The organism is Nitrincola tibetensis, from assembly GCF_003284585.1.
GTDB classification, from domain to species: Bacteria; Pseudomonadota; Gammaproteobacteria; order Pseudomonadales; family Balneatricaceae; genus Nitrincola; species Nitrincola tibetensis.
Genome location: NZ_QKRX01000003.1, coordinates 207,464 through 230,486, shown reverse-complemented (window position 1 = coordinate 230,486; position 23,023 = coordinate 207,464). Strand labels below are relative to the sequence as shown.

22 protein-coding genes are annotated in these 23,023 nt (G+C 47.3%); 6 read left to right on the top strand and 16 right to left on the bottom strand.

Translation table 11 applies throughout. The features are described from left to right. From DN062_RS05370 to hpaD (DN062_RS05330), 9 genes are all read right to left on the bottom strand, one after another. Positions 1 to 1,329, bottom strand: coding sequence for a TRAP transporter large permease (locus DN062_RS05370; RefSeq protein ID WP_112158279.1), 1,329 nt, complete (start codon positions 1,327 to 1,329; stop codon positions 1 to 3). A gap of 22 nt (positions 1,330 to 1,351) precedes the next feature. Next, positions 1,352 to 1,870 (bottom strand): TRAP transporter small permease, encoded by a 519-nt coding sequence (locus DN062_RS05365; RefSeq protein ID WP_112158278.1) that lies wholly within the window; start codon positions 1,868 to 1,870, stop codon positions 1,352 to 1,354. Between the two features lie 9 nt (positions 1,871 to 1,879). Next, positions 1,880 to 2,923 carry a TRAP transporter substrate-binding protein gene (locus DN062_RS05360; protein ID WP_112158276.1) on the bottom strand — a complete coding sequence of 348 codons (1,044 nt, stop codon included), beginning with the start codon at positions 2,921 to 2,923 and terminating at the stop codon, positions 1,880 to 1,882. A gap of 186 nt (positions 2,924 to 3,109) precedes the next feature. Then, on the bottom strand, positions 3,110 to 3,496 hold the full coding sequence (locus DN062_RS05355) for a 5-carboxymethyl-2-hydroxymuconate Delta-isomerase (protein WP_112158503.1): 387 nt from the start codon (positions 3,494 to 3,496) through the stop codon (positions 3,110 to 3,112). Positions 3,497 to 3,620: 124 nt separating this feature from the next. Continuing rightward, positions 3,621 to 4,808: a Bcr/CflA family multidrug efflux MFS transporter gene (locus DN062_RS05350; RefSeq protein WP_112158274.1), complete on the bottom strand. Its 1,188-nt coding sequence runs from the start codon at positions 4,806 to 4,808 to the stop codon at positions 3,621 to 3,623. Positions 4,809 to 4,826: 18 nt separating this feature from the next. Next, positions 4,827 to 5,753 carry a 3,4-dihydroxyphenylacetate 2,3-dioxygenase gene (gene hpaD, locus DN062_RS05345; protein ID WP_112158272.1) on the bottom strand — a complete coding sequence of 309 codons (927 nt, stop codon included), beginning with the start codon at positions 5,751 to 5,753 and terminating at the stop codon, positions 4,827 to 4,829. A gap of 28 nt (positions 5,754 to 5,781) precedes the next feature. Continuing rightward, complete coding sequence (locus DN062_RS05340; protein ID WP_239995716.1) at positions 5,782 to 6,993, bottom strand: Bcr/CflA family efflux MFS transporter; 1,212 nt, start codon at positions 6,991 to 6,993, stop codon at positions 5,782 to 5,784. Continuing rightward, positions 6,971 to 8,401: an aldehyde dehydrogenase family protein gene (locus tag DN062_RS05335; RefSeq protein ID WP_112158267.1), complete on the bottom strand. Its 1,431-nt coding sequence runs from the start codon at positions 8,399 to 8,401 to the stop codon at positions 6,971 to 6,973. Before DN062_RS05335 ends, DN062_RS05340 begins: the two co-directional genes overlap by 23 nt. 66 nt (positions 8,402 to 8,467) lie before the next feature. Further along, a complete protein-coding gene (gene hpaD, locus DN062_RS05330) occupies positions 8,468 to 9,319 on the bottom strand; it encodes a 3,4-dihydroxyphenylacetate 2,3-dioxygenase (protein ID WP_112158265.1) in 852 nt (283 codons plus the stop codon). 361 nt (positions 9,320 to 9,680) lie between these two features. Here hpaD (DN062_RS05330) and DN062_RS05325 point away from each other — a divergent pair, with 361 nt between their 5' ends. The 3 genes from DN062_RS05325 to DN062_RS05315 all read left to right on the top strand — a co-directional run bounded on the left by DN062_RS05325 (position 9,681) and on the right by DN062_RS05315 (position 12,785). Then, complete coding sequence (locus DN062_RS05325) at positions 9,681 to 10,850, top strand: p-hydroxyphenylacetate 3-hydroxylase oxygenase component (protein WP_112158263.1); 1,170 nt, start codon at positions 9,681 to 9,683, stop codon at positions 10,848 to 10,850. A gap of 78 nt (positions 10,851 to 10,928) precedes the next feature. After that, positions 10,929 to 11,861, top strand: coding sequence for a p-hydroxyphenylacetate 3-hydroxylase reductase component (locus DN062_RS05320; RefSeq protein ID WP_112158261.1), 933 nt, complete (start codon positions 10,929 to 10,931; stop codon positions 11,859 to 11,861). A 180-nt stretch (positions 11,862 to 12,041) separates the two neighbouring features. Further along, positions 12,042 to 12,785, top strand: a complete 744-nt coding sequence (locus DN062_RS05315) for a retropepsin-like aspartic protease family protein (protein ID WP_162301251.1) — start codon at positions 12,042 to 12,044, stop codon at positions 12,783 to 12,785. A 16-nt stretch (positions 12,786 to 12,801) separates the two neighbouring features. Here DN062_RS05315 and DN062_RS05310 read toward each other — a convergent pair whose 3' ends face one another. Next, positions 12,802 to 15,063, bottom strand: coding sequence for an AMP-binding protein (locus DN062_RS05310; protein WP_338039966.1), 2,262 nt, complete (start codon positions 15,061 to 15,063; stop codon positions 12,802 to 12,804). A gap of 24 nt (positions 15,064 to 15,087) precedes the next feature. Continuing rightward, positions 15,088 to 16,263 (bottom strand): MFS transporter, encoded by a 1,176-nt coding sequence (locus DN062_RS19140; protein WP_338039965.1) that lies wholly within the window; start codon positions 16,261 to 16,263, stop codon positions 15,088 to 15,090. 145 nt (positions 16,264 to 16,408) lie between these two features. Here DN062_RS19140 and DN062_RS05305 point away from each other — a divergent pair, with 145 nt between their 5' ends. Beyond that, on the top strand, positions 16,409 to 17,140 hold the full coding sequence (locus tag DN062_RS05305; protein ID WP_112158257.1) for a helix-turn-helix domain-containing protein: 732 nt from the start codon (positions 16,409 to 16,411) through the stop codon (positions 17,138 to 17,140). Between the two features lie 105 nt (positions 17,141 to 17,245). Here the strand turns inward: DN062_RS05305 and dhiA are convergent, their stop codons facing one another. From dhiA to DN062_RS05290, 3 genes are all read right to left on the bottom strand, one after another. Continuing rightward, positions 17,246 to 17,767, bottom strand: a complete 522-nt coding sequence (gene dhiA / locus DN062_RS05300; protein ID WP_112158255.1) for a type II toxin-antitoxin system antitoxin DhiA — start codon at positions 17,765 to 17,767, stop codon at positions 17,246 to 17,248. A 44-nt stretch (positions 17,768 to 17,811) separates the two neighbouring features. Then, complete coding sequence (gene dhiT / locus DN062_RS05295) at positions 17,812 to 18,030, bottom strand: type II toxin-antitoxin system toxin DhiT (protein WP_112158253.1); 219 nt, start codon at positions 18,028 to 18,030, stop codon at positions 17,812 to 17,814. Positions 18,031 to 18,264: 234 nt separating this feature from the next. Then, a complete protein-coding gene (locus DN062_RS05290) occupies positions 18,265 to 18,531 on the bottom strand; it encodes a DMT family transporter (RefSeq protein ID WP_239995714.1) in 267 nt (88 codons plus the stop codon). On the opposite strand from DN062_RS05290, the gene DN062_RS05285 reads away from it, so the two are divergent. Beyond that, positions 18,522 to 19,244, top strand: a complete 723-nt coding sequence (locus tag DN062_RS05285) for a LysR substrate-binding domain-containing protein (protein ID WP_239995713.1) — start codon at positions 18,522 to 18,524, stop codon at positions 19,242 to 19,244. The genes DN062_RS05290 and DN062_RS05285 overlap by 10 nt on opposite strands. A 211-nt stretch (positions 19,245 to 19,455) precedes the next feature. Here DN062_RS05285 and DN062_RS05280 read toward each other — a convergent pair whose 3' ends face one another. Further along, positions 19,456 to 19,911 (bottom strand): GNAT family N-acetyltransferase, encoded by a 456-nt coding sequence (locus DN062_RS05280; RefSeq protein WP_112158251.1) that lies wholly within the window; start codon positions 19,909 to 19,911, stop codon positions 19,456 to 19,458. 18 nt (positions 19,912 to 19,929) lie between these two features. Then, a complete protein-coding gene (locus DN062_RS05275) occupies positions 19,930 to 21,138 on the bottom strand; it encodes a benzoate/H(+) symporter BenE family transporter (RefSeq protein WP_112158249.1) in 1,209 nt (402 codons plus the stop codon). Between the two features lie 168 nt (positions 21,139 to 21,306). On the opposite strand from DN062_RS05275, the gene pdxR reads away from it, so the two are divergent. Beyond that, the gene (gene pdxR / locus DN062_RS05270) at positions 21,307 to 22,791 is read left to right on the top strand and encodes a MocR-like pyridoxine biosynthesis transcription factor PdxR (RefSeq protein WP_112158247.1); all 1,485 of its coding nucleotides are present in this window, start codon (positions 21,307 to 21,309) and stop codon (positions 22,789 to 22,791) included. The last annotated feature ends 232 nt before the right edge of the window (positions 22,792 to 23,023 follow it).

Below are 23,023 nucleotides of genomic sequence, written 5' to 3'. Positions count from 1 at the left end.
TTATCGATATAACAATGTTGGTAGGAACAATGAGATTTGCACTACAAAAATGATGAGCAATAATCGCAAAATATCAGCAACCCAGAAGGGTCCCACGCCTTTAAATATCGTGCTGGTTTTAACGTCTCTTAACACGGCACTTAACACAAACACATTCATACCGACGGGAGGCGTAATGAGACTAATCTCAATCGCGATCACCACCACAATACCAAACCAAACCAGATCGTAGCCCAATGCCGCAACGAGTGGATAGAAAATCGGTATTGTTAACAGCATCATCGACAAGCTTTCAAACACCATGCCTAAGATCAAGTAAATGCCCACAATCACTAGAATAACGATGATCGGCTGGACATCTAGTGAATTCACAAAGCTAAGGAGTAGATCAGGAAGACCCGCACGGTTTATAAAGTCTGAAAAGATGAGTGCACCGATAACCACAACCAACAGCATGACAGATGTCCGAGCCGTATCTGTTAAGGTATCAAAAAGGCTGCTCCAGGTCAGCGACTTGCGCATTAACGCAATAACAAAGGCACCTCCAGCACCGATACCCGCCGCTTCAGTGGGTGTAAAGATACCTAGATAAATCCCTCCCATTACGATGACAAATAGCGCTAACACACCCAACACACCGCGCAAGGCGATCAAGCGTTCAGGCCAAGACGTTCGCTCACCTGCGGGGCCCGCACTTGGATTACGCCAAACCACATATTGAACAGCGCCTAGGTAAAATAATATGGCAATAAAACCAGGTATAAAACCCGCCGCAAAAAGCTCTCGAATACTGGTTTCAGTCAGCAAACCATAGACAACCAGTATTACGCTGGGTGGAATCAGAATGCCCAATGACCCACCTGCTGCGATGGTCGCGGTGGCCAACGAGTCACTATAACCATACTTTCGCATCGACGGCATGGCCACCTTACTCATCGTTGCCGATGTCGCCAGACTTGAACCACTGATCGCCGAGAAGCCACCACAGGCCACAACAGTTGCCATGGCCAGCCCACCTTTTTTATGCCCTAAAAAGGCATTTGAAGCCTGATAAAGCTCCTGCGAAAGACCCGAACGCATCACCAGATTACCCATCAGGATAAACAGAGGAATCACCGACAGGCTATAATTTTGCACAGTTGAGACAACTCGATTCGCGGCCATAGACATAGGACCCGTCCAACGAAACGTATCCCAATTATCCCACGACAATCCCATCATCACAGCAAAGCCGAAGAAACCGACCAACCCCATCGCAAAGGCAATCGGCATTCTCACCACAATAATTAATAACAGCAGAACAACAAAGCCGATAAGTATAACGGACATAAAAAACTACCTGTGATAGAGACTAGTTGGATTTATCTTGAAAGAAGATTCGATAAACACCGTAGGTGATCATACCCAACGCCGTAGCCCAACTCATGATGGCGATATACTGCACGATATAACCGCTCGATATGCCCAAGAACTCTGTCACTTCGCCTCGACGAATCGAGCGTTCGCCCAATTGATAAATGCGGTTCCCAAGATAATAAAATGAACCTGAAATCACGATTGCAGACAAGAGCGACAAACACTTAACCACAAAAGTACTCAGATAACGGTCCAACAAATCGACAACAATATGACCACCTCTCCAGGTCACCACAGGCATCGCTGCAAAGATTAAGATGGCCATGCCTATTTCAGTCAACTCAATTGAACCCGGCAAGGGTTTATTAAACACATAACGGCCCACCACATCGACACAGGTAATCAACATCAGAACCATTAACATCACAGCGGCGATTAATTCGAGTAGAAAGGCCAACCAACGGATTGGCCCCTTCTCGTCATAATGTGCCTTTAACCAGGCTACAAATGACATGTGTCTCTCCTAGTTTTGTTCAGCATATTCCAGCGCTAGGCGTCTCAAATCGGCCAAAGCAGCGGCAGCATCGACACCGGCACGTTGAATACCGGCAACCCATTCGTCATCCATGCCTTGAATCAACTGGTTAAATTCCTGCACCATCGGATGATTTTCATCAAGCTCGACCACATTGACCCCTTTCTCACGAGCGTAGGCAATGCCATCAATATCTGCTTGATCCCATTCTTTGCCTGCCATTGCTGACAACTTAAGACCCGAAACACTGCGAATGGCATCAGCATCACGCGGTTCTAGCTGTTCCATAAACTCAGGGTCGATAAACATAGCAAAGCTGCCGAGATACAATCCACCTGGGAAGATCGTTAAATTAGGCGCCACCTCATCCAAACGCAGCGAACGTTGTTCTTGAGCAGGCATAAAGACACCGTCAATGACACCCTGTTGTAACATCTCATAGACACGAGGCCCAGGCGCTGCTACGGCCGTCACTTCCATGCGCTCACCCAGCGCAGATTGAACTCCACCACCAATACGTATACGTTTATTCCGTAAATCGCTTAAGCTGTTAATCGGTTCACGGGTATGCAACTGGCCTGGCCCATGCGTAATCAACGCAAGTAACTCAAGGCCTTCATACTCATTTGCTTGTGCAAAATGCGTCTCATGAACCTGCCATAACGCTGCTGAAGCCGCCTCGGCATTTACACCCATTCCAGGTTGCTCAACAGCCATTGGCAAGGAAAAACGTCCAGGCAAATAGCCATGGAAGCTCCATCCGGCATTGATAACACCATCTTCCACCAAGTCATAATAGGCGGCTGGATTCCCTAGATCATGTTCGATACGAACCGTCACGCGACCTTCAGTGGCTTCTTCAACCCAAGCGCCCCAGGTTGGCAATACAACAGCATTCATTGGATTGCTGGGGGGCATCCAAGTCCCTACCACTAGGGTTGTAGAAGCGGTTGCGATTGATGCACCAAGCATGCCGGCTATTAATAGAGAGGCGGCTGTTAGACTTTTCATTTTATTAGGGATTACTTTCATAGTCTTTCTCCAATTGTTTTTATTGTATTGCATGTCTTTTGGTTAGAAATAACACTTCAGACATTGTTAACGTTAAATTAGCTGTACAGTTTATTTCCATGAGCTCCGTATTTAGCCAGCCGTATAAAGCAGAGGCACGGCAGGAAAAACGTTGGCTCCAACTACCTATAACAAAAAATTCAATAATCAGTCACTTTTGAAAAGTGCATGAATATTGTTTTTGTTATATTTTAAAACAGGATCTAGTTCCGTCATTTCGAAGGATATCTGACAATAACTTTCCTTGGTGATCGGTTCCATCCAGCGGCAAAATCGTTTAAAGACCTCATCTGCTACTTGCTGCTTCAACGTCATGTCACGCCCATGGCCTATCTTGAGTGTAAGGTTTATAAAGGAGAAGTCTTGCCGGCCGTCCGCCACACGAAAGTCATCACAGCGTATGGCACGGCTGCGTACACCACCCAAGGGAAATGCTCCCGTAGAGACAACATACTCATGCAGCTCTTTAAACAAGGGTTGAAAGTCCAACCGATGATGCAAGTTACCTGAATATTCAACGATAAAATGTGGCACTGAAATACCTCGCACTCTGTCATCATGCTTAAAAATTGGTTCAACAATTATCCAATCGTAAACTATATCAAATTTAATTAATATATTAAGTTATGTCAACGCTACTAAAATCTAGTTTTAATATTCATTGAACTTTTTTTGCACGAGTCAATAACAATGCCATTAATGAGCCACAGCCCAGAAGACCTATTATCCAGCTCATCACCCACGGAGTTCCATCGTGTAACCAGCTCACTAACCCGCTGGCCAAGGCACCTAACCCAAATTGTGTCGCTACCGCTATCCCTGCCGCTGCACCGGCTTGCTCAGGGAAACGTGACAACAGACTCGCCATGCAGTTTGCGCCCAGTACACCCGTGACACTGACAAAGCTGAATAACGCCAACACGATTAACGTCAGCCCACCTATGTCAAATAACGTGGCACAAAACAGCACTAAACCTGAAGCGGCGGCCAAGCTTGCACCTAGCCACAGTAAACGCTGTGTTCCCCATTGCCCGACATAACGTGCATTCAAACTCACAAGTACGATGATTCCACCAATGTTCATGCTAAACAGCCAAGCGTAGGTCTGAGGTGACACACCAAAGTATTCGATGTACACAAATGGAGAGGCCGTTATGAAAGCAAACATGCCAGCAAAAGTTAACGACATACACAAGATATAACCAACCGCGACGGGCTGTAGCAAAATGTTTCCATAGGCTTTATAAACTGCGGCAAAACTGGTACCTCGGGAGCTACCATGATGCGTTTCGGGTATTTTCCAGACACAAAAGGCTAAGACAACTAGCGCAAAGATAAACAACACCACAAAAAGAGCGCGCCAGCCTGCCAGTAAGATCAGATACCCACCCACCAATGGCGCGATGAGCGTTGCAATCATTGTGACCAAATGCATCAGAGATAAGACTCGAGCCGCTTCACTAATTGGAAACAGATCGCGAACAATGGCCCTTGCCAACACAGAAGCCGCTGCAGCTCCTAGGGCCTGCAGAAAGCGAAGCGCAATCAACCACTGCGCCGAACTCGCCAGGACACACGCCACACTGGCAACGAGATAAAGGCTAATGCCAGCCAGTAACAGTGGTCGGCGCCCCAACTTATCCGATAAAGGACCATAGAAAAGCATGCCGATAAACAGCCCAATTAAAAAGCTGCTGATGGTCAACTGAATATCGCTTTGTACCGCACCAAGGTCTTCAGCGATCAGCGGTAAACTTGGCAGATACATATCAATTGACAGAGGCCCAAACGCAACAAGCGCCGCCAGCAGCACAATCAATCGATGAGGACGTGATACAGTGACCATCTAGAATCTACCTTCCTATTAAAGACGACCCGCTGTCGCACCTGCAGCATCCGAAACAGAGGCCTGAGGCCCCGGCACTTCATCTCCCGCGACCGGTGACACGGGAAAGATTGCATTGATCTGTCCTGTTCCAGAACTACCGAAATAGGGTGAAATCACCTCTACTTTTTGATCATATCGAGACCACCCCAACGCCCCTAACAACATGGCGGTATCGTGCATAAACCCTTCACCATGGCCTTTAACGGCATACTCAGGGAGCATGGCACAAAAATCAGCCCATTCCCCAGCTTCCCACATGCGAACAACATCATGATCCAATCGCTCTAAAAATGGGCTCCACACCTTCGTTGAAAAACTCGGTGCTTGGCCATTCTGAGCAAAACGGTGAGATAAAGAACCACTTGCCAAAATCGCCACGGTACCGTCGTAGTGCTTCTCTATCGCTTGTCTAAGTGCCCAGCCCAAACGAGCACTGTCATTCAAGTAATGCGCCATACACATCGCCGAAATGGAGACAACCTTAAAATGCTGATCTTCATTCATATACCGCATGGGGACCAACGTGCCGTACTCTGGATCGAGCGACGTGTTGGCGTGCGCAAGCGTTTCAACCCCTTGAGCATTGCACTCATCCGCAATCAATTGACCTAGATGTGGATTGCCGCTGAACTCAAACTCCATATTGGAAATGAAATGGGGCAACTCATTGCTGGTGTAGGTGCCTTTGAAATGTGCGCCACAATTAATATGATAAGCGGCGTTAACTAGCCAGTGAGTATCAAATACCACCAGCGTATCAACACCCAGCTCTCGGCAACGACGACCAATTTCTTTATGGCCATCGATTGCGGCTTGCCGAAACCCCTTTTGAGGCCCATCTAACTCTGAAAGATACATGGACGGTACATGTGTGATTTTAGCCGCCAATGCCAGCTTACCCATAACTTACACCTCATTACTCATCATTATATTATTTCGCTGATCCACTCTGTGACCAACTGTAAAAGTGTGCTGCCATTGCCAGTAAAGCGGTCAATAGGATTGCAGCCAAAATCCAAAAAGGATCAAAACGAATTAACCAAGAAGCGCTTTGCGCCACCATTGAGCCAATCAATAACTGAATAAACCCCATCATGCCTGATGCGGCTCCAGTCGAGCCTGCACCACTGCTGATAGCCGCCGTTTGTGCAACGGGTTGACTCAGCCCTCTGCCCAAAATCATGATTGCCATAGGCAAAAACAGGGTCGGAAGACTCAATCCCTGCTCGCAGTAAAAAAACAACAATAGCAAGGCACCCAAAAGTGCCAGTCCATTTCCAATAACAATTAGTCCATCAAGATCAATTTGATGCGCCAGCCGCGTAGACATAAAACTGCCCAGCAGAAACGCGAGCGAAACAGTTAAAAACCAAAATCCATAATCAGCAGACGTGCCGCCAAGGCTTTCGACAACAAGATAAGGTGCGCTACCAATAAATAGATAAAATCCGCACGCTAAAGCTGTTGTAGTGAGCACATATCCTCGATAAGCAACTGATTTGAGAAGTCCTTTGTAAGAGCGCAGTACTGAAAAGAAACTAAGACTAGAACTTCGCTCTGCGCAGGTTTCAGGTAAATACCATAAGGCAATCAACCAAACAGCGCCCCCCACGGCAATGGATAGATAAAAGACAGAATGCCAACCACTCCATAGATTGAGCACGCCACCCAAAGCAGGCGCCAAGGTTTGGGCTAAAGCAATGGCCATCACAAGATACCCCATTCGACCTGAAGCACCTTGACGTCCATACACATCCAATAAGATAGTGCGAGCCAACGCCATGGCCGCACTCCCTCCAAGCGCTTGCAGTATACGACCTGAAATTAGAACCTCTACCGTCCCAGCAAATGCCGCTATGCCACTGCCCAGTACATGCAATCCAAAACCAACCAGAATCACTGGACGTCGACCGAAGTAATCGCCTAACTGACCGCTCATCAACTGCCCAAATGCAAGCGTCAGCAGGTAGAGCGTAAACGTCAACTGCATGACACCCGCATCAACACCCAACATCCGTGCAGCATCCGGCATGGCGGGTACAAAGGCATTCAAGGCAAGAGGACTCGCCGTTGCCATTAGAATCAACAATGCAGATGCTGGCGGTGTCAGCATACTAAGGCTATGACGGATTTCGGATGACAAGAAGGCGTAATTCAGTCATGTCTTCTATGGCATAACGCACCCCTTCACGGCCCAAACCACTGTCTTTTACACCACCATACGGCATGTGATCGACTCGCCAAGAAGGAACATCACCAATGACAACGCCACCCACCTCTAACTCATCCCAAGCTTTTTGAATTTTGTAAATATCACGGGTAAAAATCCCAGCTTGCAATCCAAAAGCGGAGTTGTTGACCTCCTGTAATGCCGCATCAAAATCCTTAAAGCGAGACAAAATAGCAACAGGCCCAAAGGCTTCTTGGGTGTTCACATCTAGAGAGGGGTCGACATTCTCAAGTAACGTCGCTTGCAGCATTGCACCCTGACGCTCACCACCCGCCAAGAGAGTCGCTCCTTTTGATGTGGCATCCAGCACCCAATTATGCAAACGTATGGCCTCTTTCTCAGAAATCATGGGCCCTATAAATGTTTGCTCGTCTTTTGGATCGCCGGAAGGAAGCGCCTTAACCGCCGCCGTTAACTTATCACGCACCTCTTCATAGTGATCGTCATGCACTAAAATACGTTGCACACTGATACAACTTTGACCGGATTGATAATAGGCACCAAACACGATTCGGGTAACCGCATCGTCTAGATTCGCTCCTTGATCTACAATACACGCAGCATTGCCACCTAACTCCAAGACTACAGGTTTTTTTCCTGCTTTAGCCTTAAGCTGCCAACCCACCTCGGGTGATCCTGTAAAGCTGAGTAACTTAAGGCGATCATCTGTCGTGAAAAGATCAGCACCATCACGATGGCAAGGCAGAATCGAAAAGGCACCTTTCGGCAAGTCCGTTTCCGCTAAAACCTCCCCAATAATAATCGCACCAATCGGTGTTAAGCTCGCAGGCTTAAGCACAAACGGGCAGCCTGCCGCGATTGCAGGCGCGACTTTGTGTGCCGCAAGATTAAGCGGGAAGTTAAATGGAGATATAAATGAACAAGGACCGATAGGCACACGCTTCCACATTCCCGTATAGCCCTCAGCTCGGGGGGTAATGTCCATAGGAATCACCTCACCACCGATCCGAACCGCCTCTTCTGCTGCGATCTTAAACGTATCGATTAAGCGAGTGACTTCTCCTCGTGCATCTTTGATCGGCTTTCCAGCCTCAACACACAAAGCCTGAGCCAACTCCTCCGCCCGCTCTTGAAAACGTTTAACACAATGATTCAAAATTGATTGACGCTTCCATGAAGGTAACTTGCGCATCGGCTCTGTTGCTTGTTCAGCCGCTGCAATCGCTTGATCGATAACCACTGCATCGGCTATCGCCACACGCGTAGCCACCTCACCTGTGAACTTATCGTAAACAACCAAATCCTGGTTGGGCATTTGGGGTTCATTCGCAAGATAAAACGGGTAATGTTCTCGCAACATGGCGATGTGATCTCCATTATTTGGCTTTGCAGCTAAGCATCATCTAACTGCTAAAAAGAATTATTTTCAGATTACAGGAAAGACTACATTTGCCTGACCCGTACCGGAGCTAGGGAAATACTCGCCAATCAGCTCACCTTTTCCACAATAGCTATCCCAACCTAGAGCACCGAAGAGCATCGCTGTATCATGCATTCCCCCTTCTCCAGAGCAGAACTGCGCATATTCGGGTAGCATTTTTAGGAACGTCGAGATGTCCCCTTTCTGCCAAAGCTCTAGGACACGCAAATCAACTTGCCGATTGAACTCACGAGAAATCGTGAAGGTACCGTTATTTTCGGCATAGAGTTCGTTTTCCCAGATTTTGTGGGATAGCGACCCCGAAGCAAGCAACAGCACTTTCCGATCACTGGCTTCAACTGCCTCGCGAATGGCTTCACCCAGCGTCTTAGAATCTTTCAGACTATGCACAGTACACCAAGCCGCAATTGAAATAATGGGCATGTCACCAGGCTGCATAAAGTGCATTGGAACCAGTGTCCCGTACTCTAAGTCCAATGTTTCAACCTGATGGGAAAGTGTGTGCACCCCCTTTTCGGTTGCACGTGCAGCAATGGCGTTTCCTAGCTCTGGATCACCGCGATACTCATAATCCAAGTTTTGGATAAAATGCGGGAACTCGTGACTGGTATAACATCCCTTGAAAGCGGGATTACTGTTAATATGGTAGCCTGCATTCACTAACCAATGTGTATCTAACACAATCACCGTATCCGCACCTTTTTCACGTGCTCTACGCATGATTTCTTTGTGTCCATCAATGGCTTGCTGTCGACACCCCTGGAGTTTTCCGGGTTGTTCAGAGAGGAGCATGGTTGGAACATGAGTTACCTTGGCTGCTAATACGATTTCGCCCATGGCAAGCACCTTTTTAGTTTTTATTTAGTATAAAGGAAATTATTTAACATATTAAGTATTAAAAATCCTAGTACATATCAAAGATGCTGTCAATCGAATAACAACTCACTGTTGAGTCATATCAAAAATAATTAAATTCTAATTAAAAAGCCAAAAAATGAACCTAATCATTTGATTTTAAATCACTTCAAACCAATAAAATCCGACCAACACCCTCTACAAAACAGAAAAGTACAATAAATAAATAATTTATTACCTTTCTGCTAGGCAACTCTTTTGCCCATAATCTAACCAAGTTAAAGCATTTAGCTTAATAGCGACCTCATTAAAATAAGTGATAAAGTACAGAGGCTTCTGACTCATGACGCAACAAAATCCTATGCTTAAAAAGTTAAAAGAAATTTTACCCGCCATCCGAGAGAATGCCCCTCTCGCGGTTAAACTTCGCCAAGTACCTAAAGAAAATGTCGACATGCTTCATGGGATTGGGCTCAACCGCGCATTTCTTCCTAAGGCCTATGGTGGTCTCGAAATGTCGCTTCCTGAGTTCACCGACTGTATAGCTGCCCTTGCGGGTGCATGCTGCTCTACCGCTTGGGCCTACAGTCTCTTATGCACCCATAACCACCAAATGTCGATGTTTAGCAAACAGGCACAAGATGAGTTCTGGGGAACAAATCCTGATGCTGTCGCATCCAGCAGCATCGCGCCTTTCGGCAAGCATGAAGAAACAGAAGGCGGTATTATTTTTACGGGCGATATGAAATGGAGTTCAGGCGTAGACCATGCAGACTGGATTATCGTCGGCTTCCTTCGCACTAAATCCGATGGTGGAAAAGTGTATAGTTTCGCCGTCATCCCTCGCAGCGACTTTTCCATTATCGACGACTGGTATTCTGTCGGTATGCAAGGCAGTGGTACAAAAACAGCGCATATTGATCGCGTATTTGTGCCCGAACATCGCATCCAAGCGGCAATCGATATGATGGAAGGTCGTCATGTTGGGCGCGATCTCTATCCTGATAGTAAAATTTATCACACTCCCTACCGCCCATACTTTGCGTGTGGCTTTGCCGCTATGAGTCTTGGTGTTGCTGAACGGATGATCGACGTTTACAAAGAACTAACACAGAATCGTGTCAGAGCTTACACAGGTGCCGCTGTACGTGAGTCCATTCCCCCCATTCTGCGTATTGCCGAATCTTATCAACAAGTTGCGGCTGCACGTGCTTATCTGGAAAAAACTTGGCAAGAACATAAAGAGTATGGCGAGCGCCACGAGTATCCTACACGTTATGTGTTAGCACATTGGCGCACCAACCAAGCCTATGCAATCAAGATGTGCGTTGAAGCGGTCAATCGCCTCTGGGCGGTGATGGGCGCATCCAACTGGTATGAGGATCGTGAGTCTCAGCGCCTCTGGCATGAGTCTAATATGACCGCTGCACACGCCTACACCGATTATGATGTCTGCGCACAAATACTCGGTCGTGAGTTACTGGGACTTGAGCCAGATCCATCCTTACTATAATAGTTTTCAATTCACTGGGCCTTGATTCAATACGCCCAGTGAACTCAGCACTCTTCGTGTTACGTCAAAGGTTATCTTATGAGCACACTCTCAACCGAATTCGACCCCAAAGCTTTTCGCCGTGCATTAGGCAATTTTGCGACGGGCGTTACAGTGATCACGGCCACCGCTTCTGATGGAAGCCGTGCAGGCGTCACAGCAAACAGCTTTAATTCTGTTTCACTCGATCCACCCCTTATTCTGTGGAGCATCAGTAAAAATTCTGGCAGCTATTCAGTCTTCGAAAAGGCCAGTCACTTTGCTGTTAACATCCTTGCGGCCGATCAAATTAACCTTTCCAATCACTTTGCTCGCCCAAGTGACGATAAGTTTAAAGACATTCAGTTTTCATTGGGTTTAGGTGATGCTGCCATTCTGCCAGACACCTCTGCTTGCTTTCAGTGTGAGCAGTATCAAACCCTGGATGGAGGAGATCACTGGATTCTCGTAGGAAAAGTTGTATCCTTCGTCGATACGGGTCGTGCCCCTTTGGTTTATCATGGTGGGGCCTATTCTGCCGTCATACCCCATGCTGGATCTAAGCCAGAAAAAACATCGGCATCGGATGCGGCGCAAAGCAAAAATGAGCAACGCTTGGCGGATAACCTCTACTACCAAATGCTCCAAGCCGTAAAACGCTATCAAGCGGACTATCAACCTTTACAATTGGCAACAGGGCTTCGCACTATAGAAGCGCGTATGCTTTTAACGCTGAATGATTTCGGAACCCTCTCTACACAAGAGCTAGAAGATCGTATTGGCATGCCCGACAGCGATTTAAACGTTGCCGTTGATACGCTGTGCCGTAAAGGCTGGTTAGTACGCGAAGGAAATCAGCTCAGCATTAATCCGAATGGAGCCGAACAAGCCGAAACGCTCTGGCGTATCGCGAATGATCGACAACAAGCGGTATTTGGTCAATTCTCAGACGAAGAAATTGCCGTATTTCGTAAAGTCTTGAGTGCCATATAAATCGCTTGGACGAAGCGATATGGCTAGCGCCATAATACCTGCTCAATTGATGTATCAGTAGGTTAACGACACCTGACGTCGTAATGATACTGCGATGAGTGTTACTGGAAACTAACCTGCATCTGGGTTATAAAGCTCAGATCAGGTTTTTTACGGGTTCATTCTATGCAAAGGAAGCGCATGACGCATCACGTTTATTCGTTGGGTTTCGTTTTACAGGTATGCTTATCTGCCACAACCTTGCACGCTCAGATCCTGCATTACACGGATGATAAAGGGCGTCGTATCTATGTGGATAACATCAGCAAGGTTCCCCAGCAGTATCGCAACCAACTCGAAGTTCGCGGCACTCAACTGACACCAGAGCGCCGAAATGAGCTGGATTTAAAGCGCCAAGAACAGCAAAATGTTCAGCAACTGCAACAGCACCTACGACAGCTCGATCAGGCCATTTCCGCATTGCACACGCCACTGACCATGCGTGGAAACTCGGTAATGCTCCCGGTTAAAGTCACCTTACAGGGCCGCACGGCCAATACCTTAATGATTCTGGATACGGGCGCATCTTCAACCGCATTTCATCGCGATAAATTATCCCGATTACCCATTGATGCTCGTCCCTCTGGGTACGCGCAGGTGGCCAGTGGTGATCTGATCGAAACCTTTTCAGCACGCTTTGATCGGATTGAAATAGGCCCCTATCGAATTGATGGACCTCGCGCCAGCATCATAGACTTCCAAGGGTCTGGAGCACATGACGGTCTATTGGGCATGGATTTTCTGCGGCGGGTTGATTATCGAATTGACTTTGAAGCATCGCAGATCATCTGGGACCCCACCCGCATTGCCGAACTCAAACAACAGCGGGTGGATCTGGAAGCGGCCATCGTCGCACTGACAGACGCCACTCAAACGCCAGAGTAGCGCGGCTACTCTGTCATTACACGCCACATTCCAAGGCTAACGCCTTTGCGGCGCCGAAATCCGTTTTGCCTGAACCCAGTTTCGGCAGTGCAGCCACCCGATACCACTGATCAGGTATCGCCAGATTGTTCAGGCCACTTTTTATTAATGCCTGCTTGAGCGAATCTGTGTCCAACTCCACGTCGTGCAGCGCTACAAGCCTTTCACCCTTCTTAGCATCGGAAACGGCGACAACGACCACCTCCACATCAGGATCTTCAAGTGAGTGGCTAATGGCCTGTTCGGTTTGGCATAGACTAATCATCTCACCCGCCACTTTGGCAAAACGGGAATAACGGTCGACAATAAACAGAAAACCATCACTGTCGATGTAACCTTTATCACCCGTCACGTACCAACGCGTCCCCTTGATGTTTTTGATCACCGAGTCGGTCTTTTCCGGATTATTCAGGTACCCCTGCATCACTTGGACACCCCCAATCAGAATCATCCCCGCCTCTCCCGTTGGCAACTCTTCAAAGGTTTCAGGATCCACCACTCTACAACTGGTGCCAGGCAAGGGCATTCCCACCGAGCCGGGCTTCTGGCCACGCTGCACTTGCCAGCGCTCACTTTCAATTTTGTCTGGCAGATTAACACTGGCGACCGGCGTGGTTTCCGTCGCGCCATAGCCTTCGTAAAGTGGCTTACTGAACTTAAGCGCGAAGCTGTTGCGCACGTCTTCATTCAGTTTCTCTGCCCCGGCCACCACCAGACGCAAACTGTTTAACATTAAGGGATGAATTTTGCTATTGCGGTTATAAAGCCGTAAGAAGGTAGAGGTACCAAACAGAATCGTTGCTTGATAACGCGCAATTGCCTGGGCACTCGCCATCACATCCGTCGGATCAGGATGGCACACCACGGGCACACTTTCGATCAAGGGCATAAACTGCGTAATGGTTAAGCCAAATGCATGAAACAAAGGCAGGTTAGCCATGATAATGTCCTGCTCCTCGGTATTCAGCACCTCCGCCGTTTGCTTCACATTGGCCATGATGTTTTTGTGACTCAGGCACACCCCTTTGGGCGCACCTTCACTGCCGCTAGAGAACAATATTGCGGCCGTGGCATCGCTGTTACGCGCACGGGAATGCAGCCAACACAGCAGCCACGCGGGTAGTAAAGTAACACTCACCAAGGTCAATAGTTTTTCAACAAGGCTGACCTTCTCAAATGCATCTTCGAGATACACAACCTTGAGGCGATTTAGCAAAGCCTCCAACTGTATACCACGACCTTCCAGCTTCTTAATAAAACGACGTGACGTATACAGGGTGCTGATGTCTGCTTGAGCAACCGCTGCCTCCAGCGCGGCAAAGCTCGCGGTATAGTTCAGATTAACCAGCGTTTTGCCTCGCAACAAGGCCGCCATATTGGCCAACATTCCACCAGCACTGCTCGGCAGCAACAGGCCTAGGTTTTGCTCAGGGCTATGTCGCTTGATTCGGCGTGCCAAAACAATAGAACCTGTCAAAGCTTGGTAACCCGACAGATCCCGCCCACTCACAACGTCGGCAATGGCTAAACGACGCCCCGTCCGCTTGGCTGAATATATCCAGGCTTTGGACAAGGTCGGCAAGGTTTCGACATAGGCTTCCCAAGATGAAATCGATAAATCGAACACTCGCCGCTTAAGCACATCGGCCGTCGTCGTCGCTGGCAGGGGTGCGCCAAAGGCCACAATTAAATCGCGACGAGTCAAGCGCAGGGAGTTGTTTTTGAGATGGCTGGAGGAACGCGAGAATTGGCTACCCCACAAACCGCGCAGGTAAAAAGGCAAAATCACTACATCTGACGTCACATCCATGCACGCACGTTCGTAACCACGACGAAAGTCCCCCAAATGCCCTGTGCGACTAATCGTGCCTTCGGGGAAGAGACAGACCACTTCGCCTTTATTTAACGCATCGCTGACGGTTTTCAACGCATTACGGCTGCTCACACCCTGCTCAATCGGAATACAACCAAACAAATCGAACAACCAAGTGAGATACCAACGTTCGTAAATACTGCGCAACATCACAAAACGCACGGGGCGAGGACTGGCCAGTTGTATGATCGCCCAATCCACCCAACTGATATGATTGCCCAACAACAAAACGCCACCCTGAGCGGGCATATGCTCCAACCCTTGCACCGACACTTTGTAACGGCGCGACATCACCCAACTGAGCACAAAGCGGGTCAAGCTTTGCGGCAACTGGTAAATGGTATAGAAACAGCCCACCAGTGCCACTAGCGCAATCAGTTGTAACAGCGCCTAGCTACTCAAACCCAACAAAGAGAAGGCCACCGTCAGCAGCAAAAAGCCCAGCATCACCACCGTCTGAACCCAATTGTTCGCCGCGAGTGTCCGGCCCATTTCAGACTCATCGGCATGAAACTGGATCAAGGCATTTAAAGGCACGATAAAAATACCACCCATCAATCCGATAAACAGAAAGGTGAATGCGGCTGCCATCAGTGTTTCGGTAAACGGCAGGTACAACAAGCCCATTGCAATGCCAAGCGCACCCAGCGGTAATAACCCTGTCTCGATATAATCACGCGAAAAGCGACCCGCAAACACAGACCCCAATGCAATCCCCACGCCAGAGCAGGCTAGAATGCCCTGCACGAAGATGGTATTGGTCAAAAACATTTCCTCTTTAGCGAAGGCAGGAAAAGCCGCCAGCATCACCTGTCCCACCCCCCAAAACGTCGCCAAGCCAATCACCGACAAGCGAATCACCTTGCTTCTAACCAACGGCTGCAAGTCTTTGCCAAACAATCGACCGCTCAGGTATTTTGTTGTCTCGAAGGTCGTGGTCACACCCGTTGCTGGCTGCGTTGGCAGCCGATACATCATGACCAACTCAATCACACTGTTCAGCACCAGCAGCCAACCAATGGGCGCGATTGCGCGCAGGATATCGGCTTCGGATAGGCTGCCAGCGGGGTACCAAAGTTCGAACAGAATGGAGAACGCAAAAATACCTACCAGAATGGCGCAGATGGACAATGCAGACACAAGACCATTGGCTTCGCCTAAATGCTCCTTACCAAACAGCTCACGAATATAGCCATACTTAGCCGGTGAATAGACAGCCGACTGGGCCGCAAGCAGAAAAGTCATCGCGAAGGCCGCCCAGAACCACCCCATATAATAGCAAGCGGTAATACCCAAGGTGATTGCCACCGCAGCCCAAGCGGATGCCTGCATAATGGACGTCTTGCGATACTTGTCGGACAAAAATCCGGCTGGACTGAGCAATAAAATAAACGGTAAAAGGATCAAGCCGTTAACAATTGCAATCAAGATGACCTGCAGCGGGCCATCGTAAAGTTTAAACACCGTATTCTGAATAATAATCTTGTGGCCCAAATCCACAAAGGCGTTGAGAAAAACGGCCACGAGAAAGGGAATGGCTCCTGCGAAATGTCTGAGTTTGATCATGACTCTGGTCCTTTACGAGTTATCAGATGTGACGGCAATTGTATCCACAGGGATCAAAATAGAAACCTTCATATTCATTGTGTTATTATTTTCGTCTTAAGGTATCGTATGATAATACTTTTTACCGATTCCATTAGGATTACCTATGCCGCAAACCACTGCCCTCCTCTCAGCCCTCAAGCAACGCCTGCGTGCCAACGGCGTAACCTATGCTGATGTCGCCCACGCATTGGGTCTGAGTGAAGCCTCTATCAAGCGCCTATTTGCTCAGCAGGGCTTCACCCTCGCACGTCTTGAACAAGTATGCACCCTCGCCAATACCGACCTTGCTGAACTGGTGCAAAGCATGCTACTCCAGCAGCGCCAAGTTGAACAACTGAGTGAAGAACAAGAAGCCGAAATCGCCTCAGATGTCTTGCTGTTGATGGTGACCGTCAGTGTCATTAATGGCTTCAGCTACGACGACCTGCTCAGCCACTTCCGCCTAACCTCAGCAGAATGCATCCAAAAGCTCGCCCAGCTTGATCGACTCAAGCTGATCGACCTTCATCCTGGCAACCGCATCAAACTGCGCATTGCCCCCAACTTCCGTTGGAAACCCGATGGCCCGATACAACGTTTCTTTTTACAGTATGTGCAAAAGGACTTTTTTGACTCCCGCTTTGACGAAAAATCTGAAAAGCTCATGGTACTCAATGGTTTACTTAGCCACACCAGCAACGCAGAAATGCAGGAAAAAATTGATCGCCTTAGCATGGAATTTAACGAGCGGCTAAAAAAAGACAGGCACTTGCCCATGACTGACAAACACGGCACCACCATGGTGATTGCATTGAGGCAGTGGCGCTACAGTCTGTTTGATGAGTATATGAAATGAAATAAGCAGGCTGGGGTGGGGCTGCTTAGTCTATAAGGTTGAAGATGATGACCGTTCACCCTCCAGTTGATGCCATACCCGTAGAATAATAATGACACTGAGGTGTTATATGCTTGGCTCCTTGTTTGCCACTGATCGATCTTTGGCTAACTCAATAACGGCATGTCCCAATTGAACTAATGTCCCAAAGTTTGGCGTCGTTTCGGGCTTCAATGAACGGTATGCACTAGTGCGGCTTTTTATGCCGGCTTTTGCAATGACTTGACCATGACCAAACTGTTCAACATAAGAACGAATGACCGCTTGTAGAATGTCTGGGCGGCCTTCCATCATAGACTCCCATGATGCTTGTTTGATAACAGCTTCCATTTCTTGAACATTAAAACTTGACTCAACAGACGTTTGTGAGCCTGTTGTAATGTCACGAAGTGTCGCCGCAGAGAGCTCATGACCACTCCAGTTTAGAGATCCATTGCCCGTCAAAGAAAAATGTTTAAAGTCCTTAACCTCTGAAAATGGCGCTTTTGTAAAGTACTCCGACAAGTCGGCGTGACCTTGGAAACCGTCATTGTACGTCAGCTCTAATGTATGACCTGATACAAAATCAACATCTATGACTTTTAACATACATCACCTAACTTACCTGGGTTTTCACCTTTCACCGCTTTGTTTCACATAGCCATTAGTTGTTCGCTATGCATTTGTATGTGGCTTTCAGCACGTTTTCGTTGCTTATTGGGTAAATACCCCTCTAAACACTCGCCCGTTTCAATAGCAATAATTAACTCATAACTGCCGTACTTAACGTGAAGATGAGGCAATTTATGCTGCTTGTTATCAAAGAAATACAAGCAAAATGAAAGGCCTAAAAGAGCATCAATTTCTGGCATAGCTGACTCTAGTTCATCCTTGTAAAGAGACTATAGCAATGTATCTTAAAAGAGACAATCTGTATAAACATACAAAGCGAGCATTTGGTACGACTGTTGGATGGCTTTGATGCTCATTAAGCCCTCCCAATAGCTTAGGCTGATTGACTAGAACTGCTCATTGCCATCTTGTTTCAAATAAACTTATTTTCTTCCAAGCTTTTGAACACTCATGTCCACGAGTCTTCGGACATATCATCCCTTGGATTCAGCGGATTCATAGGTTTCAGTTGCGACCTGTGTAGCACTCGGGTGAGGTGGCAGAACTGTCAGTGAAAACCACTGTACCGTCACCATACCCACCAGCACCAAGATGACGCCTACCATACGCCGAATGCTAATCTCCCTCTCGGGCAGATTCATCCAGCCGTGATAGTCCAGTAACAGTGAAGTAATCAATTGCCCTGCAATGACACACACAATAAAGCTGGTCGCCCCGACGCGCCAATGAATTGCTACCACCCTTAACAGAAGCGCTGCATCAGCTCGGCATGCTGATTAAACAGCCAGCCTTTGACCCCGCCCAAGCGAAACGGGTCTTTCGGCTTGCCATGTCGGACTATGGATCTCTTGTGATACTACCTGGCCTAGTTCGGATACTCAGATCAAACGCTCCAGGGATTGACCTACAAGTCGTTCAGGCTAGCCGCACCTCGATGCTGACAGGTGTCCAAGATGGGGATATCGACATGGCTTTTGGCGTTTTTCATTCGCCTTTGTCCGATGAGCTACGTAGCCATACGCTATTCATCGAGCACTTCGTTTGCGCTGCGGATAGAAATACGCTCGCTAAAGAGGGCGGTCTTGAGAAAACAGAATGGCTCAGGCGGCCACATGTTCTGGTTGCCATGCAAAGTAGCGAAAGCAATGAGATAGAGAACACCTTGCATCGAGAAGGAGTGAGCCGTCGAGTCGCCATGACCCTACCCCACTGGGGAGTGGCCAGCCGTGTGGTAGAAAACACGGACTTAATCTTGACGGCTGCTCGGCGCAGCTTTGATCTATTTTTAGAGGAGTCACCACTGCAGCTTTTTACGCCTCCCTACCCCATTGATCCTTTTGAATTCAGCATGGTCTGGCACTCACGACGGGAGAGCGATGCAGGGCACAACTGGATGAGACGCGCGATTATTGAAATGCTTCGAGAAGATGAGGCAAAAGAGCCGGATGAATAAACATTTGCCCTACCGACGAAAGCCTGTTCAGTATGCATTTCTAACTGAACAGGCTAGTAGGGTGTCTGCTGACTGATTAACAAGACCTAAAACCCGATTTCTACACCCATCACGAAGCCTGTCGCTTTGATTATCCATCCTGCTGGCATGCATCAATACCCTGAGCGAGGGAGACGTTACCACCCTTTCTACTCATTGATGTTAAAAATAACTACAACGGCATTCTGTACTCAATAACGCCCGGTTTTTCTGCTATCCAATTATACAGTTTCTGCCCTGTTAGATTTTTTTCCTGCGTATGCCAGTAAAGCCGCGCACATTCCTTTTTTTGTGCTTGTTTTTGTACAAACTCAATCAATTGCTTCCCTACCTGTAATCCTCTTGCACTAGGCGTGACATAAAGATCTTCTAGATAGCAAAAATCATTTACAGCCCAAGTCGATGAGTGATACAAATAATGCACAAAGCCTACAATACTGTTAGCAGATCTTGCGACGGAACAATACATTTTTTCATTATCATCAAAAAATCGGTTCCATGTTGCTAAGGTTGTTTCTTCGGTTAAAGAAACCTTATAGAACGCTTGGTACTCCAACCAAAACGGTAACCATTGCTGGTAATCATCAACACTGACCTCTTCGACTGAAACAATTAAAGGTTTTTTCATTACATGCTCCTATATATTTTAAATAGTACTTTTATATAATTTATTCAATACGCGCCCATTAATTACTGCATAAGCGATCAATCCAATTAACAACCCCCAAAAAGCACCACCGATACCCAATAATTGGATATTAGAAGCCGATGCCAGAAAAGTAATTAATGCTGCTTCACGCGTTTTGTCGTCAGATAAGGCATTTGTCAGACTTCCGCCAATCGTTCCAAGCAGTGCCAAGCCCGCCAGAGTCGTAATAAAAGCGCTTGGCAACGCCATGAATACCGACGCTAAAGCAACCCCAAACAAACCGACTAAAATGTAGAACACGCCTGCTGCAACTCCGGCAACCCATCGTTTGGATGGATCCTCATGGGCTTCTTTACCCGTACAGATAGCCGCCGTAATAGCCGCAATATTAAAAGCGTGTGAACCAAAAGGTGCCATAAAAAATGAACCCAGCCCTGTCAACGAGACAATGGGATTCGCGCTGGTGGTAAAACCATCATTACGCAGCACTAACATTCCAGGCATGTACTGGCCAGTTAACGTAATCAAAAACAACGGCAACGCGACACTCAATAAGGCGTGCCATGAAAATTCAGGCATAGTGAATACAGGAGCTGCAAACCGCATCTCAACCCCTGAAAAATCAACCCTCCCTTGAAGAAGCAAAAGTATTAAACCCAGAACTAAAATACCCACCACGGCATAACGTGCAGTCACACGTTTCAAAAGTAAATAAGCTACAATTAAGCTCGTCGCCAATATGGGATCAAGCGTCATGTTAGAGAAAGCGGTGATACCAAACTGTAATAAAATTCCTGCTAATAAACCCGATGCAATGCTCGTGGGAATTAAGCGAATAATTTTTTCAAAATAGCCCGAAAGCCCTAGTACAAGAAAAGCCAAAGCAGAAATAAGATAAGCACCAATCGCTTGCTCATAAGGTGTTGAAGCTAAAGCAACAACCAAAAACGCAGCGGCTGGTGTTGACCAAGCCGTGATAATCGGTTCGCGGTAGCGCCAACTTAATATAATCCCAGTGATGCCCACACCAATTGAAACCGCCCACACCCAAGACGCAATTAGCTCTGGGCTTAAGCTCGCAACACTGGCTGCTTGAAAAACCAAAATAAAGGTTCCACCATAATTGACTAATACGGAAACCAATCCAGCAATCACAGGATTCCAATACTCCGTTAGTTTATTTTTTTGCACGACTGATGTACTCATAACTCACCTTGTTAAACGGCAGTCGGTCTTTTAAATATTCAGCAGGACTCTGCTAAACGACACATGACCACTCCAATTAAATCGCGTCAATTTCGCGAAGAAAGGTTGTTTTATACACCCACTTTGGCATGATATGACCATCCATTTTATATACAACAGGCATACCATTTGTTTAAGCACTCACAGTTTGAATCCGTCAAAGCAGCACTGATGCATCCAGATTACGCGAAATACCCTCTGTATTTACGCATTCAGCGAGCATTGCGTCAGTTAATACTCGATGGCGAATTACCAGCGAACCATCCCTTACCTGCTTCGCGTGCGTTAGCAGTATCACTGAACGTTTCACGCGATACCGTTGAAAATGCCTACAGTTTATTGCATGCCGAAGGCTATATTGAGCGCCAAGTTGGCAGCGGTAGTTTTGTAGCAGAGGTGCCGTTACTCCATAAACCCAAGCGTAAAACAACCGGTCGGCCTGTCGATCAAGCAAGCATTCAGTTAAGCAAACGCGGGCAAAAAATCTTTAACAATGAGGGTGTAAGAGAAACTTTAACACCGCGGCCTTTTGCGCCTGGAATACCCGAAACACGTCTATTCCCACTGTCGCTGTGGGCGCGCTTAGAGCGGCAAGTTATTCGAGATTATCAATTCAAGGCCTTACAACACAGTGATCCACAAGGCACTAAAGAACTGCGGCGTGCCATTGCACACTATGTAAATATAGAGAGAGGCGCGCATGCGACACCTGAACGTATTTTAATTTTAACCAGCTCACAACAAGCCATTGCCTTATGTGCACAGGTTTTATTAGATGAAGGCGATAATATTTTCACTGAGAATCCACTGTATCAAGGCGCGCGTAAAGCCTTTAATACAGCGGGTCTAACTTCAATTCCTATTCCTGTTGATCAACAAGGTATGCGCGTTGATTTATTAAAGCAGCATCCCTCATCCGCAAAAGTTATTTCTTTAACGCCATCACATCAGTACCCCACAGGCGCAACATTATCGCTTGAGCGCCGCTTAGAGCTCATCGAATGGGCTGAACAAAATCAAGCATGGATTATTGAAGATGATTACGACAGTGAGTTTCATTACGCAGGAAAACCAACTGCCTGTGTACAAGGTTTAGACGCTTATCAGCGCACTATTTACATTGGTACTTTCACCAAGTCTTTATTTCCTAGCGTGCGCATTGGCTATATGATTTTACCCATGCAGCTCGTCGCCCCAATGACCACAGCACGAACGTTGCAAGACGGACATACCGCAACAATTTCCCAACTTACCCTTGCACGCTTTATTGAGAATGGTCATTTTGGGGCTTACATTCGGCAAATGCGGCAAATTTATGCCAAACGTTTAATCACACTTGAGCAACTCGTGCGGACACACCTGAAAAATTTTATCGAGCCTATGCCGCCCTTGGGTGGTATGCAAATGCCTTGCGTATTGATAGATAGAGTCAGTGAAGACGTGATTATCGAGCAAGCTAAACAACAAGGTATTACCCTAATCAGTTTGTCTAGCCTGTACATCGGCACACCAAAACAAGCAGGATTCTTACTTGGATTTGCAGCCTATACAGAGCGCGAAATGGAACTTGCTATACAGGTAATAAGAAAAATATTTATAGAGAATACGGGTTAGCTTATAGCTACGAATAAATGGGAGGATTAATAGAGCTCATAACAATCGGGATAGGGAGGTATTTGACAATGACTCTCCTCCCGCACCACCGGACGATTGTTCCTATCAAGTACTTGCTCCATCAATGAGCAAGGGTCTCATTTACTATGCCCTCTGCTGACTTCTGCACCGCGATCACAACAAATTGTTTAGTTATCAGTTGTTCCATCAACACCGTACAGACCTCCCAGGA